At 74.9% G+C, this 13,443-nt stretch carries 15 protein-coding genes; 9 read left to right on the forward strand and 6 right to left on the reverse strand.

What is annotated here, in order from left to right; all coding sequences use genetic code 11:
- The coding region (locus FHE66_RS13505) for a putative protein N(5)-glutamine methyltransferase (protein ID WP_139073530.1) at nt 1–740 on the reverse strand (740 nt) is incomplete at its 3' end.
- A gap of 49 nt (nt 741–789) precedes the next feature.
- Nucleotides 790–1,662: an alpha/beta fold hydrolase gene (locus FHE66_RS13510; protein ID WP_218013734.1), complete on the reverse strand. Its 873-nt coding sequence runs from the start codon at nt 1,660–1,662 to the stop codon at nt 790–792.
- 120 nt (nt 1,663–1,782) lie between these two features.
- Here FHE66_RS13510 and FHE66_RS13515 point away from each other — a divergent pair, with 120 nt between their 5' ends.
- Entirely contained in the window at nt 1,783–2,658 is an 876-nt protein-coding gene (locus FHE66_RS13515; protein WP_139073500.1) for a DUF72 domain-containing protein, read from the forward strand.
- Nucleotides 2,655–3,065, forward strand: coding sequence for a pilus assembly protein CpaE (locus tag FHE66_RS13520; protein ID WP_139073501.1), 411 nt, complete (start codon nt 2,655–2,657; stop codon nt 3,063–3,065). Before FHE66_RS13515 ends, FHE66_RS13520 begins: the two co-directional genes overlap by 4 nt.
- A 35-nt stretch (nt 3,066–3,100) precedes the next feature.
- Here FHE66_RS13520 and FHE66_RS13525 read toward each other — a convergent pair whose 3' ends face one another.
- Nucleotides 3,101–3,802 (reverse strand): DUF4352 domain-containing protein, encoded by a 702-nt coding sequence (locus tag FHE66_RS13525; protein WP_139073502.1) that lies wholly within the window; start codon nt 3,800–3,802, stop codon nt 3,101–3,103.
- A gap of 170 nt (nt 3,803–3,972) precedes the next feature.
- Between FHE66_RS13525 and FHE66_RS13530 the strand changes: the two genes are divergently transcribed.
- The 3 genes from FHE66_RS13530 (at nt 3,973) to FHE66_RS13540 (ending at nt 7,044) form a co-directional block, all read left to right on the forward strand.
- Nucleotides 3,973–5,211 carry a sensor histidine kinase gene (locus FHE66_RS13530; protein WP_139073503.1) on the forward strand — a complete coding sequence of 413 codons (1,239 nt, stop codon included), beginning with the start codon at nt 3,973–3,975 and terminating at the stop codon, nt 5,209–5,211.
- A gap of 21 nt (nt 5,212–5,232) precedes the next feature.
- Nucleotides 5,233–5,895 (forward strand): response regulator transcription factor, encoded by a 663-nt coding sequence (locus tag FHE66_RS13535; protein ID WP_139073504.1) that lies wholly within the window; start codon nt 5,233–5,235, stop codon nt 5,893–5,895.
- 264 nt (nt 5,896–6,159) lie between these two features.
- Entirely contained in the window at nt 6,160–7,044 is an 885-nt protein-coding gene (locus FHE66_RS13540) for a CAP domain-containing protein (protein ID WP_139073505.1), read from the forward strand.
- Between the two features lie 80 nt (nt 7,045–7,124).
- Here the strand turns inward: FHE66_RS13540 and FHE66_RS13545 are convergent, their stop codons facing one another.
- Together FHE66_RS13545 and FHE66_RS13550 are read right to left on the reverse strand one after the other, a co-directional pair.
- Complete coding sequence (locus FHE66_RS13545) at nt 7,125–8,159, reverse strand: Gfo/Idh/MocA family protein (protein ID WP_139073506.1); 1,035 nt, start codon at nt 8,157–8,159, stop codon at nt 7,125–7,127.
- On the reverse strand, nt 8,159–9,193 hold the full coding sequence (locus FHE66_RS13550) for a Gfo/Idh/MocA family protein (RefSeq protein WP_218013735.1): 1,035 nt from the start codon (nt 9,191–9,193) through the stop codon (nt 8,159–8,161). The genes FHE66_RS13545 and FHE66_RS13550 overlap by 1 nt, the downstream gene beginning before the upstream one ends.
- A 447-nt stretch (nt 9,194–9,640) precedes the next feature.
- Here FHE66_RS13550 and FHE66_RS13555 point away from each other — a divergent pair, with 447 nt between their 5' ends.
- Both FHE66_RS13555 and FHE66_RS13560 read left to right on the forward strand, forming a co-directional pair.
- Nucleotides 9,641–10,615 carry an ROK family protein gene (locus FHE66_RS13555; RefSeq protein WP_255303750.1) on the forward strand — a complete coding sequence of 325 codons (975 nt, stop codon included), beginning with the start codon at nt 9,641–9,643 and terminating at the stop codon, nt 10,613–10,615.
- 23 nt (nt 10,616–10,638) lie between these two features.
- Nucleotides 10,639–11,316, forward strand: a complete 678-nt coding sequence (locus FHE66_RS13560; RefSeq protein WP_139073509.1) for an N-acetylmannosamine-6-phosphate 2-epimerase — start codon at nt 10,639–10,641, stop codon at nt 11,314–11,316.
- On the opposite strand, the gene FHE66_RS13565 is transcribed toward FHE66_RS13560, so the two are convergent.
- Complete coding sequence (locus FHE66_RS13565; RefSeq protein ID WP_139073510.1) at nt 11,313–12,110, reverse strand: DUF1206 domain-containing protein; 798 nt, start codon at nt 12,108–12,110, stop codon at nt 11,313–11,315. The two genes, FHE66_RS13560 and FHE66_RS13565, sit on opposite strands and share 4 nt — an antisense overlap.
- A 110-nt stretch (nt 12,111–12,220) precedes the next feature.
- Between FHE66_RS13565 and FHE66_RS13570 the strand changes: the two genes are divergently transcribed.
- Nucleotides 12,221–12,925, forward strand: coding sequence for an NADPH-dependent FMN reductase (locus tag FHE66_RS13570; RefSeq protein ID WP_139073511.1), 705 nt, complete (start codon nt 12,221–12,223; stop codon nt 12,923–12,925).
- A gap of 169 nt (nt 12,926–13,094) precedes the next feature.
- A complete protein-coding gene (locus FHE66_RS13575) occupies nt 13,095–13,379 on the forward strand; it encodes an HU family DNA-binding protein (protein ID WP_139073512.1) in 285 nt (94 codons plus the stop codon).
- The last annotated feature ends 64 nt before the right edge of the window (nt 13,380–13,443 follow it).

The following is a 13,443-nucleotide window of genomic DNA, read 5'->3' on the forward strand; positions in this document are numbered from 1 at the left end:
GAGGTCACCGTGCGTGCCGCGTAGCCGCGGGCCTCGAGCAGGTCGGCGGTGCGGCCGAGCTGGTGCTCGGCGACCTCGATCGCGAGGGCGCCCCCCGGCGCGAGCCACGGACCGGCCCGGCGGGCGATGCGGCTGACGAGCGCGAGCCCGTCGGAGCCGCCGAGGAGGGCGGTCGGCGGCTCGAAGTCCCGCGCCTGCCCGGGCAGCAGCCGCAGGTCGGCGCTGGGCACGTACGGCGGGCTGGCGACGAGGACGTCCACCCGGCGCCGCAGCCGGCGGGGGAGGGCGGCGAACAGGTCGCCCTCGTGGACGACACCGCCCCAGCGGGAGACGTTGCGCCGCGCGCAGGCGACGGCGGCGGGGTCGACGTCGGCCGCGTGCAGCCGGACGGCCGGGACCTCGGCGGCGAGCGCGACGCCGATCGCGCCGGTGCCGCAGCACAGGTCGAGGACGACGACGCCGCCACCCGCGCCGGCCGTGCAGCGCACGAGCGAGGTGGCCTGCTCGACCAGGAGCTCGCTGCGGGCGCGCGGGACGAAGACACCCGGGTCGACGTCGAGACGCTGCCCACGGAACAGCACCCACCCGACGACGTGCTCGAGCGGCGCGCCCGCCTCCCGGCGGCGCACCATGTCCTCGAGCTCCTGCGTCCCGGTGGCGCTGTCGACGAGCACCGCGGCCTCCGCCTCGGGGTACACGCATCCCGCCGCGGCCAGGCGCTGCACGAGCGGCTCGAGCATGCCTGAAGCGTGCTCCCGCCGTGGCCCGGTGTCGCGCTGAGCCGCCTGGTCAGCCGGCGAGCACCTCCCGCAGGCGGGCGGCGAAGGCCTCCGGCTCCCCGGTCTGGCCGTACTCCCCGCCCATGAAGCCGCCGTGGTTGCTCGGGAAGACCGCGAGCTCGACGCCGAGCTGCTCGGCCAGCGCCTCGGTGGTGCGCCACGTCAACGTCCCCGAGCTCTCGATCCCGGCGGCCGGGACCACCCGGACCGTGGACGCGGAGAGGGCTGCGACGTCCGGTCGGTAGCGGACGACGGCCGCCGCGGCATCGGACAGGAGCGGGTCGTCGCGCGAGCCGTCGTCCTCGGTGGGCATGCCGAAGGCCGCGGGGTCGGGGGACTGGGCGCCGAAGTCCTCCGGGAACTCGCCCCGCCACGACGTCATGGCGATGAACGCGGCCATGCCCCAGCCCCAGCCGCGCTCGTCGTAGACGGCCCGCACCCGCTCCCACGCCGCGAGGGCGCGGTCCGCGTCCGGCAGGACTCCCAGCATCGGCGGCTCGTGCGCGACGACGGTGCGCACCTCGTCGGGGAACAGGGTCGAGAGGCACAGGGCCGTGACAGCGCCGCCACTGGTGCCGAAGAGGTCGACCGGCCCACCGCCGAGCGCGGCGACGAGCCGGTGGACGTCGTCGGCCTGCTGCTCGGGCGTCTGGACGTCGGTGCCGTCGTGGCGGACGCTGCGCCCCAGTCCGCGCGGGTCGTAGGTGACGACGGTGCGGTCGCGGAAGTGGGAGGCGAGCGTGGTGAACCCGACCGCGTCCATCGGCTGGCCGATGAGGAGGAGCGGCGGGGCGCCGTCCACCGTCGGCGTCCCGCGGACGTCGTAGGTGAGGGTGGCCCCCGGGACGTCGAGCGTGAGGGTCTCGATGGCGGTGGAGCTCATGATGTCCCCTTCGGTTGGCGGGGCAGGTGCCCCTGTCGTCCTGTGCCTACCGACCCGCGGGACCCACGGAACTCATCGCCCGGCGGGCGCCCGGCCCTCCCGCTTCCTACACTCACCGGCATGGCCGAGGTGCGGATCGGTGTGTCCGGGTGGCGGTACGCCCCGTGGCGCGGGTCGTTCTACCCGCGCGGCCTGCCCCAGCGGCGCGAGCTGGAGTTCATCGGGCAGACGTTCCCGACCGTCGAGCTCAACGGGTCCTTCTACTCGTTGCAGCGGCCGACCTCCTACGAACGGTGGCGCGACGCGACGCCTCCCGGGTTCACCTTCGCGGTCAAGGGTGGACGGTTCATCACGCACCTCAAGGCGTTGAGCGACGTCGACGTGCCGCTGGCGAACTTCTTCGCCTCCGGCGTCCTCGCGCTCGGGGACCGCCTGGGCCCGGTGCTGTGGCAGCTGCCGGCGCGCCGCCGGCTCGACCTCGACCGGGTGGCGCAGTTCCTCGCGCTGCTGCCGAGGACGACGGCCCGCGCCGCCGAGCTCGCCGCCGGGCACGACGAGCGGCTCGACGGCCGGGCACTGACCACCACCGACGCCGACCGCCCGCTGCGCCACGCCCTCGAGGTGCGGCACGAGAGCTTCGCCGACGAGGAGTTCGTCCAGCTCCTGCGCCACCACGACGTCGCGCTCGTCGTGTCCGACGGCGGGGAGAGCTGGCCGGTGTTCGAGACGCCGACCGCCGGGCTCGTCTACGTCCGCCTCCACGGCGCCGCCGAGCTCTACGTCAGCGGCTACGACGACGCCGCGCTGCGCTCGTGGGCGGCGAAGGTGAGGCGGTGGCACGCGGCCGGCCACGACGTCGTCGTCTACTTCGACAACGACGCCAAGGTGCGGGCGCCGTTCGACGCCCTCGCGCTCACCGAGCTCCTCGCCGACGTCGCCGTGCCGGCGCCGGAGGGCCTGCGGGACGTTCCCGACGTGGGCACACTGGACCGATGATCAGCGACCAGCTCGCCCGCGACCTCGAGGGCGCCGGCCTGCGCTGGGACCCGGCGCCCGGCGACCGCTTCCGGATCAAGGCCGAGGCACTGTCCGAGGACGTCTTCATCCTGTCCCACATGGTCATCGAGGCCCGCACCTACCAGGGCGGCACGGTGCTCAACTTCAACGGGACCACCGAGTGGGCGCTGGACAACGTCTCCAAGGACGACGCACTGTGGCTGCCTCGCGAGGACCAGCTGCGCGAGTTCCTCGGCGGCACGTTCCGAGGTCTGACGAGAGACGACGGCGAGTGGGTCGTGACGACGACCGGCCCGGGCGGACAGGTGGAGTACCGGGCGCCGGACGTCGAGGACGCCTACGCCACGGCCCTGCTCGACCTCGTCGGCAGGGCCGTGGCGGGGTAGGCGAGGTTCGGCGCCGCCCGCGCCGGACCTCCACCTCACTGCTCCAGGGAGACCGTGACCCCGCCGGAGAACACCGAGTCGTGGAGCTCGATCGCCGCCGGGACGGCGTCGGCCGGGACGTCGAAGACGACGACGCCCTCGACGGAGTTCCCCGGGTTGATGTCGTTGAGGAAGGTGTCGGCGTCGTCGAGGTAGATCGCCGCCGACGAGTTCGCCGAGTGCTGACGGCCCTGGTCGTCGACGAGGGTCTGGTTGCTGCCGCTGAGCATCTGCGCCTCGTCGCCGATGTTGGCCACCGTCATGTGGACGAGGACGAACTGGCCCTGGGCCTCCTCACCGAAGAGGTCGTTGCCCACCGCGGCGACGCCGGTCTCCACGGCGGTGACGGTGAACTCGAACTTCCCGTCGCGGACGGCGTCGCCGATCTTGGGCAGGTCAGCGGGAGCCGCCTCGGGCGCCTCGTCCTCGGCGGTCTCCTCGGGAGCGGCAGCGGGCGCGTCCGCGGCGGGGGTGGCGGCGGGCGTCGGTTCGTCCCCACCTCCCCCGGCGGCCGCCGCGCCGGCGCCGAGGACGACGACGGCGAGGATGCCGGTGAGGATCTTGTGCCGGGCGAACCAGCTCCTGCGTGCCGGAGCCGGAGGCGGCAGGGGCGCCGGGGCGCCGCCGGAGGTGTAGGCGCCGGGGCCTTGCGGGGCGAAGGGCGGGATGGGCTGGTGCCGGTCGTCGGAGTGGTTCACGGTGTCCTCCTGGGGTCGTCTGAGCTGATGGCCCCAGCCAACGCGCCGTGCCCCCACCCCGGCATCGGCCGGTCGCCCAGAACGCGGTAGCCGATCGGCCAGGTGCCGGCGCCCCGCGCTGGCCGGACGGCGGGTGCCGCCGTGTCGGTGGGGTTGCCTACGGTGAGCACATGGAGCGCGATGCCGTCGTCACCGAGCAGCGGGCGCCGTGGTGGCGCACGGTGCTGTGGGGCACGTTGTGCGCCGGCGCCTCACTCACCTCGGTCGCCTTCTCCGAGCTCCTGCGTCGTGACGAGTACGGCTGGCAGGTGCTGCTCGCCCTGCTCGGCCTGCTGCTCGCGCTGGGCCTGCCGGTGCTCCTCGTGTGGCGCCACCGCGCGCCGGTCGCGGTCACCCTCGTCGCGTCTGCGGCGGCCGTCGTCGTGCCGATCGGGTCGTGGACGGCGCTCGTGGGCCTCGGCTCGCTCATCGGGCGGCGCCGCGGCCGGCAGGTGCGGTGGGCGGCCGCGGCCGCCGTGGCGGCCACCGTCGTCAGCATCGTGCGGGACACCCGCGGCGCGACGTCGGCCACGTCCCTGGTCAAGACGGTCTTCGCGCCCGCCGACGCCGCCCCCGGCGTCAAGGTCGTGCTCGGGTGGTGGGTCGCGCCGCTCCTCGTCCTGCTCGGGGTGGCGATCGCTGTCGGCGCCGGCCTCGCGGTGCGCGCGCAGCGCCTCGCCGCCGTCTCGGCCGGCCAGGTCACGGCCGCGCGCCACGCGAGCGCCGAGCTCGGGGACCGGCTCGCTCGTCAGCGGGAGCGGGAACGGATCGGCCGGGAGGTGCACGACGTCCTCGGGCACCGGCTGTCACTGCTCAACCTCCACGCCGGCGCGCTGGAGGCGCACGCACCCGACGGGCCGCTCGGTGACAGCGCCCGCCTGGTGCGGGAGAGCGCGGCGCGCTCGATGGCCGACCTGCGCTCGCTGCTCGCCGTCCTCGACGAGCCGCTCGACGCCGGGCCGACCGAGCCGGACCTCTCGCTCGTCGACCTCCCGCAGATGATCGCCGAGACCGTGGAGACCGGTGTGCCGGTGAGCTCATCCGTCTACGTCGACAGCGCCGAGCGGGCCGACCCCGCGCTGGCCCGCGCGGTCTACCGGATCGTCCAGGAGGTCCTCACCAACGCCCGGAGGCACGCCCCCGCGCAGCCGATCCGGCTCGAGGTCAGCGGCGGGCCCGCCGCGGGGATGCGCATCGACGCGCGCAACCCCTACGTGCCCGGCGCCGGGGAGCAGGGGGCGGGCCAGGGCCTGCGCGGCATGGCGGAACGGGTCGAGCTGCTCGGTGGGCAGCTCGCCTACGGCCTGGACGACGGCGGGCGAACCTTCCGTGTCACCGTCGACCTGCCGTGGCGCGACTCCGGTGTCTGACCCCCCACCTACGATGGCGGCGTGCTCGACACCTGCCGCGTCCTCCTGGTCGACGACGACCCGCTCGTCCGGTCGGGCCTGCGGCTGCTCCTCACGAGCGACCCGCACGTCGAGGTCGTCGGGGAGGTCGCCGACGGTGACGAGGTCGTCGAGGCGGTGCAGCGCCACGCCCCCGACGTCGTCCTCATGGACCTGCGCATGGCGCGCACCGACGGCGTCGAGGCCACCCGGGCCGTGCGCCGGCTGCCGCGCGCACCGCACGTCGTCGTCCTCACCGTGTGGGACGTCGACGACGCGGTGCTGCGCAGCCTCGACGCCGGGGCCGAGGGCTTCCTGCTCAAGTCGTCCTCACCGACGGAGATCATCGCGGCCGTGCGCGCAGTGATGGCGGGTGACGCCGTCCTCTCCCCGCGCAGCACCCGTCAGGTGCTCGACCACTACCGCGACGACGGCGACCGCCGTGCCGTCGAGGAGGCGCAGGCTGCGCTCGCCGGGCTGACCGACCGGGAGCGCGACGTCGTCGTCGCCGTGGGGCAAGGGCTGAGCAACGCCGAGGTCGCCTCCGGGCTCTACGTGTCTGTGGCGACCGTCAAGGCCCACCTCGCGACGATCCAGACCAAGCTCGGGGTGCGCAACCGCGTGCAGGTCGCCGTTCGCGCCGAGCGCGCCGGCCTGCTGCGCTGACCAGTGCCGCATGGCGGACTTCCGGCCCAGGCCGTGTCCGCTCCCGCCTGTTAGGGGACCGGACGCTCACATGAGGCGTTCGCCACGCCGTCGTGACCAAAACGTGACATGCGGGCGCCGCGGTGGCTACTGTCGGGCGTGTCCGGCGCCCCTCCAGGCCGGGCCCTCCGGGTGGTTCCCCGTCCCGCCGCCGCCCTGAGGACGACGAATGCCGTGGCGGGCGGGACCGTGCTCGCGGCCCCAGGGGACAGAGACGAGCCCGCCGTGACCTCACCCAGGTCCCATCGAGCCAGTACCTCCGTCCACGCCCTCGCCCGCCCCTTCCAGCTCCTCCTCCGCTCCCGGGCACGCGTCTGCCCGGCCCTGCAGCGGCGCTACCGCGCCGCGCTCGCCGGCGGGCTGGCCCTCACACTCACCGCCGCAGTCAGTGCCGCCGCGGTCGTCGAGGACGACACCGCCTCCGCCCGCACCGCGCTCGCCCCGATCTCGCTCGAGGCCCCCGCCGACGCGACCGCCCCCGGCATCACCGTGCCCGAGGAGACCGACCTCGTGCTCAGCGAGCTCGACGTCGACGTCGAGCTCGGCAAGAGCGAGGTCGAGGACCTGCGCGAGGCCCAGGCCGCCAGCCGCGCCGCCGAGCGACAGGCGCTGGAGGAGGTGGCCGCCGCCGAGGCCCAGGCCGAGCAGCAGGCCGCTGCCGAGGAGGCACCGGTCGCCGAGGAGGCTCCGGCTGCTCGGGAGGCCCCGGCACCGGTCGCGGCGGCCGCAGCAGGTGAGCAGGGCGCGCTCGCCGCCATGGTCAACGACCTGCGCGCGCAGAACGGTCTCGGTGCTCTCGCCCGCGACGCCGGCCTCGACTCCGTCGCCCAGGGGTGGGCCGAGTGGATGGCCGCCAACCAGGTGCTCCAGCACAACCCGAACTACAAGAGCCAGATCGGCGCCGGCTGGACGCGGTCGGGGGAGAACATCGTCCGCAACACCGGCGCTGCCGGCTGGGCGCCCGGGGAGATCACCTCGTGGATGTTCAACTGGTGGGCCAATTCCGCGCCGCACCGCGCGAACATGCTCGGCGCCGAGTACACCCACGTCGGTGTCGGCTACGCGATGGGCGCGGGCGGACCGTACGCCGTCCTGGTCTTCGGCGGCTGACGCCACCCACGTTCCGCGCGACGGGCCCTGCACCGTGGTGGTGCAGGGCCCGTCGGCGTTCGTGGTGGGCGTGCGCGGTCTCAGCCGACGGGGACGACGTCCCCCCGCTCGGCGGAGCGGTAGGCGGCGTCGACGACGGCGAGGGAGGCCCGCGCCTCACGCACCGTGTAGTCGGGCACCGCGCCCGCGACGAGGCAGTCGACGACGTGGCGCAGGTAGCGCTCGGCGGCGACCTGGCCGGCGTCGCCGGTGAGGGACGTCGCGCCGTCGGGGCCGAACTTCGCGACGGCCGGGCGGTCGTCGTCGACGACGGCGTGACCGTGGGACCCGAGCAGGCGCAGCGAGCTCGTCGTCGGCGTCGTGCCCGGGGCGTAGGGCACCCGGCCGAGCGTCACCGTCGCGGTGACGCCGCGCTCGAGGAGGAGGCTCACCACGGCGCTGTCCTCCACCCCGTGCTCGGCGTGCAGCTCGGAGAACAGCGCACCGGTGAAGGCGTGCACCTCCACCGTCCGCAGCCCCGTGAGGTAGGTGACGGCGTCGGCGCAGTAGCAGAGGAAGTTGAGCATCTCCCCGCCCCCGGAGAGCGCAGGGTCGACGACGAGCTCGGGGCGCTCGACCGACGTGGCGAAGTGGGCCCCCGAGGCGAGGAGCTCCACGTCGAGGTGGCGGGGCAGACCGACGTGGCCCGCGTCCACCCAGGCGCGGGCGCGGCGCAGGGCCGGGGCGTGCGTCCGGTTGACGACGGCGCAGACCCTGCCTGTGCGCTCGGCGGCCTCGACGAGCGCGTCCGCGTCCGCGAGCGTCGTTGCGCCCGGCTTGTCGATGAGCACGTCGATGCCTGCGAACAGCGCAGCGAGGGCGAGTCGGGCGTGGCGGGCCGGGCTGCTGCACACGACGACGAGGTCGACCTTGGCGGGGTCGAGGACCTCGGCGACGGTCTCGGTGTAGCGCACCCCGGCGCGCTCGGCGGCGGCGCGCGAGTCCGCTCGCATCCACTCCGGCGCGTTGGGCTCCTCCGCGACGGCGACGAGCTCGACCCGCTCGTCCTGCCCGAGCATGCGCAGGTAGTCGGTGGCGTGGCGGACTGCCGACAGGACGGCGACTCGCAGGGCCATCAGAGGACCTCCTCGACGGGGGCGTTCGCGCCGACGACGGGGTCGGCCTCGATCTCGGTGACGTGGACGCGCCGTCCGGTGACGAGCGAGCGCTGGGCGGCGAGCGCGCCGGCGAGGGCCCCGCGCACCTGGTCGGGGCGTACGAGCGGGCGGGCCGTGCCCGTGACGACGTCGGCCCAGTGCTCGAGCTGGACGCGCAGCGCCCCCTCGAGTGACAGCGGGGCGGGCCGGGCGGCGTCGGAGGTCAGCCCCGGCTCGTCCTCGGTGGAGTGGCGCAGCGTCCCGCCCGTGCCGACGAGGACGACCCGGCGGAGCATGTCCCCGCGCCGGCGCAGGGCGTAGCACAGCTCGAGCGTCGCGAGCCCGCCGTCCGCGGTGCGCAGCTGCACCTGGAAGGAGTCGGGGGACTCCATGTCGGGGGAGAAGGTGCGCACGCCCCGTGCGAACACCTCCGCCGGCGCCGAGCCGAGCAGCCAGGTCGCGGCGTCGAGGATGTGGGTGCCGTTGTGCACCGGGTGGCCACCGGACAGCGCGGGGTCGAGCTGCCAGCTGCGCCACCCGCCGGGCCATGCGTGACCGGTGTACCAGCTGATGTGCAGCAGGCGAGGGGTACCCACCTCCCCGCTCTGGGCGGCGCGGGCCAGGCGGGCGACGGCCGGCTGGAATCGCACGGTCTGACCGACGAGGAGACTCGTGTGGCGGGTGGCCGCAGTCATCGCGTCGAGCTGGGCGAGGGACAGGGCGGCCGGCTGGTCGACGTGGACGTGCTTGCCGGCGTGACCCGCGACGATCGTCCACGGGGCGTGGCCGGGCGTGGCGTTCACGATGTCGACCGCCTGGACGGCAGGGTCGGTGACCGCGCCGTGGATGTCGGTCGTCGCGCGGGCGCCGACGAGCCGCGCGAGCTCCTCGGCGCGCGCGAGGTCGCTGCCGGCGACCCAGCGGACCCGCAGACGCGGGATCTGCTGCAGCGCCCGGAGGTGCTCGACGGCGGAGGTGCCCGTGCCGACGACGGCGACGGCAGCGGGCGTCACGGCGCGTCGCCTTCCGCGGTCCACCCGACGCTCCGCCGGGCGGCCCGGAGGGCGTGCAGGACCGGCGGTGCGTCGGGGAGGGCATGGTTCCGGGTCTCGGCCGTCGTCGGCCGGAGGGGCTCGCGACCGGGCCGGCCGAGGAGCAGTGCAGTGATCACCGTGGTGTGACCTTTCGCGGGCTGTGAGGGTCGGGTCGACGGCACCTCTGACATCGGACATGGCTGTCTCACAGAGGAGCTCATGCTGAGAACATCCTTCCGCAGGTCGTGCCGCACCGCTGGTGTGGCGGCCGCGATCCGTGACGCAGGCGTGCCGGCCCACGGCCGACAGGCCTCTGTACGCTCGGCGCGGGGTACCGCGGCCGGGCCGGCCGCGGCACCAGCACGGGCGGCCTCCTGCCCCCGTGGGCCGAGCGCCGGCAGCCATGCGCAGCAGAGAGGACCGCACGTGAGTGACGTCGTCGTCGGGGTCGACCTCGGAGGCACGAAGACCGCCGCCGCCCTCGTGAGCGCGGACGGGGCCGTCGGGCCCGTCCGCTCCGCCCCGACCCCCGCCCAGGCGGGCCCGCAGGCCGTGCTCGACACCGTCGCCGCCCTCGTCCGGGAGGTCGTCGCCGCAGGTGGCACGCTGACCGCGCCGGACGGCACGAGCAGGCAGGTGCCCGCCGGGGCCCGCATCGGCGGGGTGGGTGTGGGCACCGCCGGCGTCGTCGACACGACGAGCGGCACGATCCTGTCCGCGACCGACGCCATCCTCGGGTGGACCGGCACCGCCGTGCGCGCCGGTCTGCAGGAGCGGCTGGCCGACCTCCTCGCCGACGCGCCGGTCACGGTGGAGAACGACGTCGACGCGCACGCCGGCGGCGAGGTGTGGCTCGGGGCGGCTGCCGGGCTCGACAGCGTCCTCATGGTCGCCGTCGGCACGGGCGTGGGCGCCGGCCTCGTCCTGGACGGGCGTCCGCTGCGCGGGACCCGGCACGTCGCGGGGGAGATGGGCCACCTGCCCAGCCCGGACGCCGTGGGGATGCGCTGCGGCTGCGGACGCGACGGCCACCTCGAGGCGCTCGGCTCGGGTCCCGCCCTCCACCGCCACTACCTGCGCCTCGGCGGATCGCCCGACGTGCCCGACACCCGCGCCGTCTACGCCCGCGCCGTCGCCGGTGAGGAGCTCGCCCTGCGCGCCGTCACCGACTCCGCCCGGGCCGTGGGCCGGGCCGTGGCCGGCGTCGTCACGGTGCTCGACCCGGCCGCCGTCGTCGTCGGCGGTGGCATGTCCCAGGCGGGCCCGCTGTGGTGGGAGCCGATGGTCGCCACCGTGCGTGCCGAGCTCATCGAGCCGCTCGCCGACGTCCCCGTCCTGCCCTCCGCGCTCGGGCCGGTCGCCGCCGTGCTCGGCGCGGCCCGCACCGCGCTGCGCGCGTGACCACCCTCCGGAAGGAAACCCCCGTGTCACCGGTCCTCGAGCGCCTCCGCGGGCGCCTCATCGTGTCCTGTCAGGCCTACCCCGGAGAGCCGCTGCGCGTCCCGGAGATCATGGAGCGCATGGCGCTCGCCGCCGTCGAGGGCGGGGCCGCGGGCATCCGCGCCCAGGGGCTGGAGGACATCGCGCGGATCGTCGCCGCCACCGACGTGCCCGTCACCGGCCTGTGGAAGGACGGGGAGGACCCGGTCTTCATCACCCCGACCCTCGAGCACGCGATCGCCGTCGCGGACGCGGGCGCGCACATCGTCGCGCTCGACGGCACCCGCCGCCCCCGGCCCGACGGACGCACCCTCGCCCAGACGATCGCCGGTCTGCGCGAGCACGCCGACGTCCTCGTCATGGCCGACTGCGGCAGCCTCGAGGACGCCCTCGCCGCGGAGGACGCCGGGGCCGACGTCCTCGGCACGACGCTCGCCGGGTACACGGGGGAGCGGGCCAGGACCCAGGGGCCCGACGTCGAGCTCATCGACCAGATGGTGGCCCGGTGCTCGCGCCCGGTCGTCGTCGAGGGGCGCGTGCACACCCCGGCCCAGGCGGCCGACGCCATGGGGCGCGGGGCCTTCGCCGTCGTCGTCGGCACCGCGATCACCCACCCGACGACGATCACCCGGTGGTTCCACCAGGCCGTGACCGAGCGCTAGACCCTCGCGTACCGCGCGCGGCCGAAGGAGTAGACGCCGTAGGCGGCGATCCCCAGGCCGACCGCCGTGAGCAGCGCCGTGCCCAGCGGCAGCTCGAGGAGGGTGCGCAGGGCGCCGTCCATGCCCTGCGCCTCGTCGGGGTCGTTCGTGACCGCGGCGAGGACGAAGAGCGCCCCGACGATGCCGAGGGCCACCCCCTTGGCGACGTATCCGACCCGGCCGGCCACGACGACCGCCCGGCCGGGGTTCCCCTGGAGGTCCTCGCGGAACTTCTCCTTCCACCCCTTGACCACGTGGTAGCCGCCGACGACGAGGATGCCGACGCCGACGAGCCCCACCGCCACCTGCCCCAGCGGGTTCTCCATGACGCGGGCGGTGAGGCTGGTCGTCTGCTCCGACCCGCCCCCGCCCGAGCCCCCGGTGGCCACCTTGGCCGCCAGGCCGGTGAGGACGAGGTACGTCGCCGCCTTGCCGGCCGCCTTCACGCGGTCCTTCGTCCCGTCGGTCGTCATCGCGGTGGTCACCTGCCACAGCGTGAGGAGCCCGAAGCCGACGACGATCACCCACAGGAGGACGGCGCCGACCGAGGTCGAGGCGAGCTGCTCCAGCGCGCCGGACTGGTCGGCCGACTCCTGCCCGCCGGTGCCCCAGGCGAGGGTCACCGCGATCCAGCCGAGCACGAGGTGGAGGAGGCCACTTGCCGCGTAGCCCAGCCGAGCCCCCACGGTGAGCACGGGGTGGTCCTCCAGGCCGGCAGCGGCCCGGCGCGCATGACTTCCGGTGTCGACGTTCATGGTGCACAGGGTGGCAGCGGTGCGGCCCGTCCGCCCGGCGACTGCCGGAGGTCGCCCCCCGGCGCGCGCCGGGACTACCGTGTCCCTCGTCCCCCGGTCTAGGAGCACTGATGATCCGACTCGCTGTCCTCAACGCTGCGACGAGCCCTCACCGGCTCGGCAACGTCGTCACCGACTGGGTGGTCACCCGCTTCGGGTCGAACAAGGCCTTCGCCATCGACCGCATCGACCTGCGCGACGTCGGCCTGCCGCTCTTCGACGAGCCGGACCTCCCGCGGTACGGGCACCACCGCCACGAGCACACCCGCAGGTGGGCCGCGCGGATCGGGGCCGCCGACGCGTTCGTCATGGTGAGCCCGGAGTACAACCGTGGCTACTCCGCGCTGCTGAAGAACGCGCTGGACTACCTCGTCCACGAGTGGGCGTTCAAGCCGGTGGGCATCGTCAGCTACGGCTCGGGGATGTCCGGCGGCCTGGTGGGTGCCGAGGCGCTGCGGGGCGTCCTCGGGTCGCTGCAGATGTACCCGGTGCGCGAGATGGTCGTCGTCCCGTTCGTGACCGAGCAGAGCGTGCGGGAAGGCACCCTGAGCGCGAGCGAGGGGATGGTCGAGGGCATCGAGCTCATGATGGACGCCCTCGTGCGGATGGACGCCGCGATGCACCTGCTGCGCGCCCCGAACGAGGAGCTCGGGGGTCAACAGGGCTCCCAGAGCGGTCACGAGGGCGCGGACACGCGGTTGCGGCAGGGGCGCCCGGAGGCTCCGGACAGCTGGACGACGACGACCGCCCTGGAGCGGCCTCCGGGCTTCGTCTGAGGTCCGCGCGACCCCTCGCGCTCGTCCCGGACGCCTCGGCGGCGCCCGTGACCCGCGGAAAGGCAAGGCGAGAACCCGGCGCGTGGAGGCGACAACCTGCGGGGTTACGCCGTAATGTCGGCCCAGTCGCACCCAACAGGGTGTGTACGCCGACTGAGAGAGGGATTCCATGTCCGTCAACCGCACCGAGCTCGTCGCCGCTGTGGCCGAGCGCTCCTCGCTCACCAAGTCCCAGGCCGACGCTGCTCTGTCGGCCCTGCAGGACGTGCTTGTCGAGTCCGTCAGCAAGGGCGAGGCCGTCAAGATCACGGGCCTGCTGTCCGTCGAGCGTGTCGAGCGCGCCGCGCGCACCGGCCGCAACCCGCAGACCGGCGCCGAGATCCAGATCCCGGCCGGCTACGGCGTCAAGATCTCCGCGGGCAGCGCCCTGAAGAAGGCCGTCTCCAACAAGTGACGTCCTGACAGACGCACAGGCGGGCAGGACGTTCACGTCCTGCCCGCCTTGCCATGTCCGCACG

It is taken from the genome of Georgenia sp. 311 (assembly GCF_006151955.1).
Classification (GTDB): Bacteria; Actinomycetota; Actinomycetes; order Actinomycetales; family Actinomycetaceae; genus Oceanitalea; species Oceanitalea wutianyii.

Coding starts and splice junctions, on each gene's coding strand:
- FHE66_RS13515 (WP_139073500.1), top strand. CDS start 1,783: ATGGCCGAGGTGCGGATCGGTGTGTCCGGGTGGCGGTACGCCCCGTGG.
- FHE66_RS13565 (WP_139073510.1), bottom strand. CDS start 12,110: ATGAACGTCGACACCGGAAGTCATGCGCGCCGGGCCGCTGCCGGCCTG.
- FHE66_RS13510 (WP_218013734.1), bottom strand. CDS start 1,662: ATGAGCTCCACCGCCATCGAGACCCTCACGCTCGACGTCCCGGGGGCC.
- FHE66_RS13530 (WP_139073503.1), top strand. CDS start 3,973: ATGGAGCGCGATGCCGTCGTCACCGAGCAGCGGGCGCCGTGGTGGCGC.
- FHE66_RS13520 (WP_139073501.1), top strand. CDS start 2,655: ATGATCAGCGACCAGCTCGCCCGCGACCTCGAGGGCGCCGGCCTGCGC.
- FHE66_RS13575 (WP_139073512.1), top strand. CDS start 13,095: ATGTCCGTCAACCGCACCGAGCTCGTCGCCGCTGTGGCCGAGCGCTCC.
- FHE66_RS13570 (WP_139073511.1), top strand. CDS start 12,221: ATGATCCGACTCGCTGTCCTCAACGCTGCGACGAGCCCTCACCGGCTC.
- FHE66_RS13545 (WP_139073506.1), bottom strand. CDS start 8,159: ATGGCCCTGCGAGTCGCCGTCCTGTCGGCAGTCCGCCACGCCACCGAC.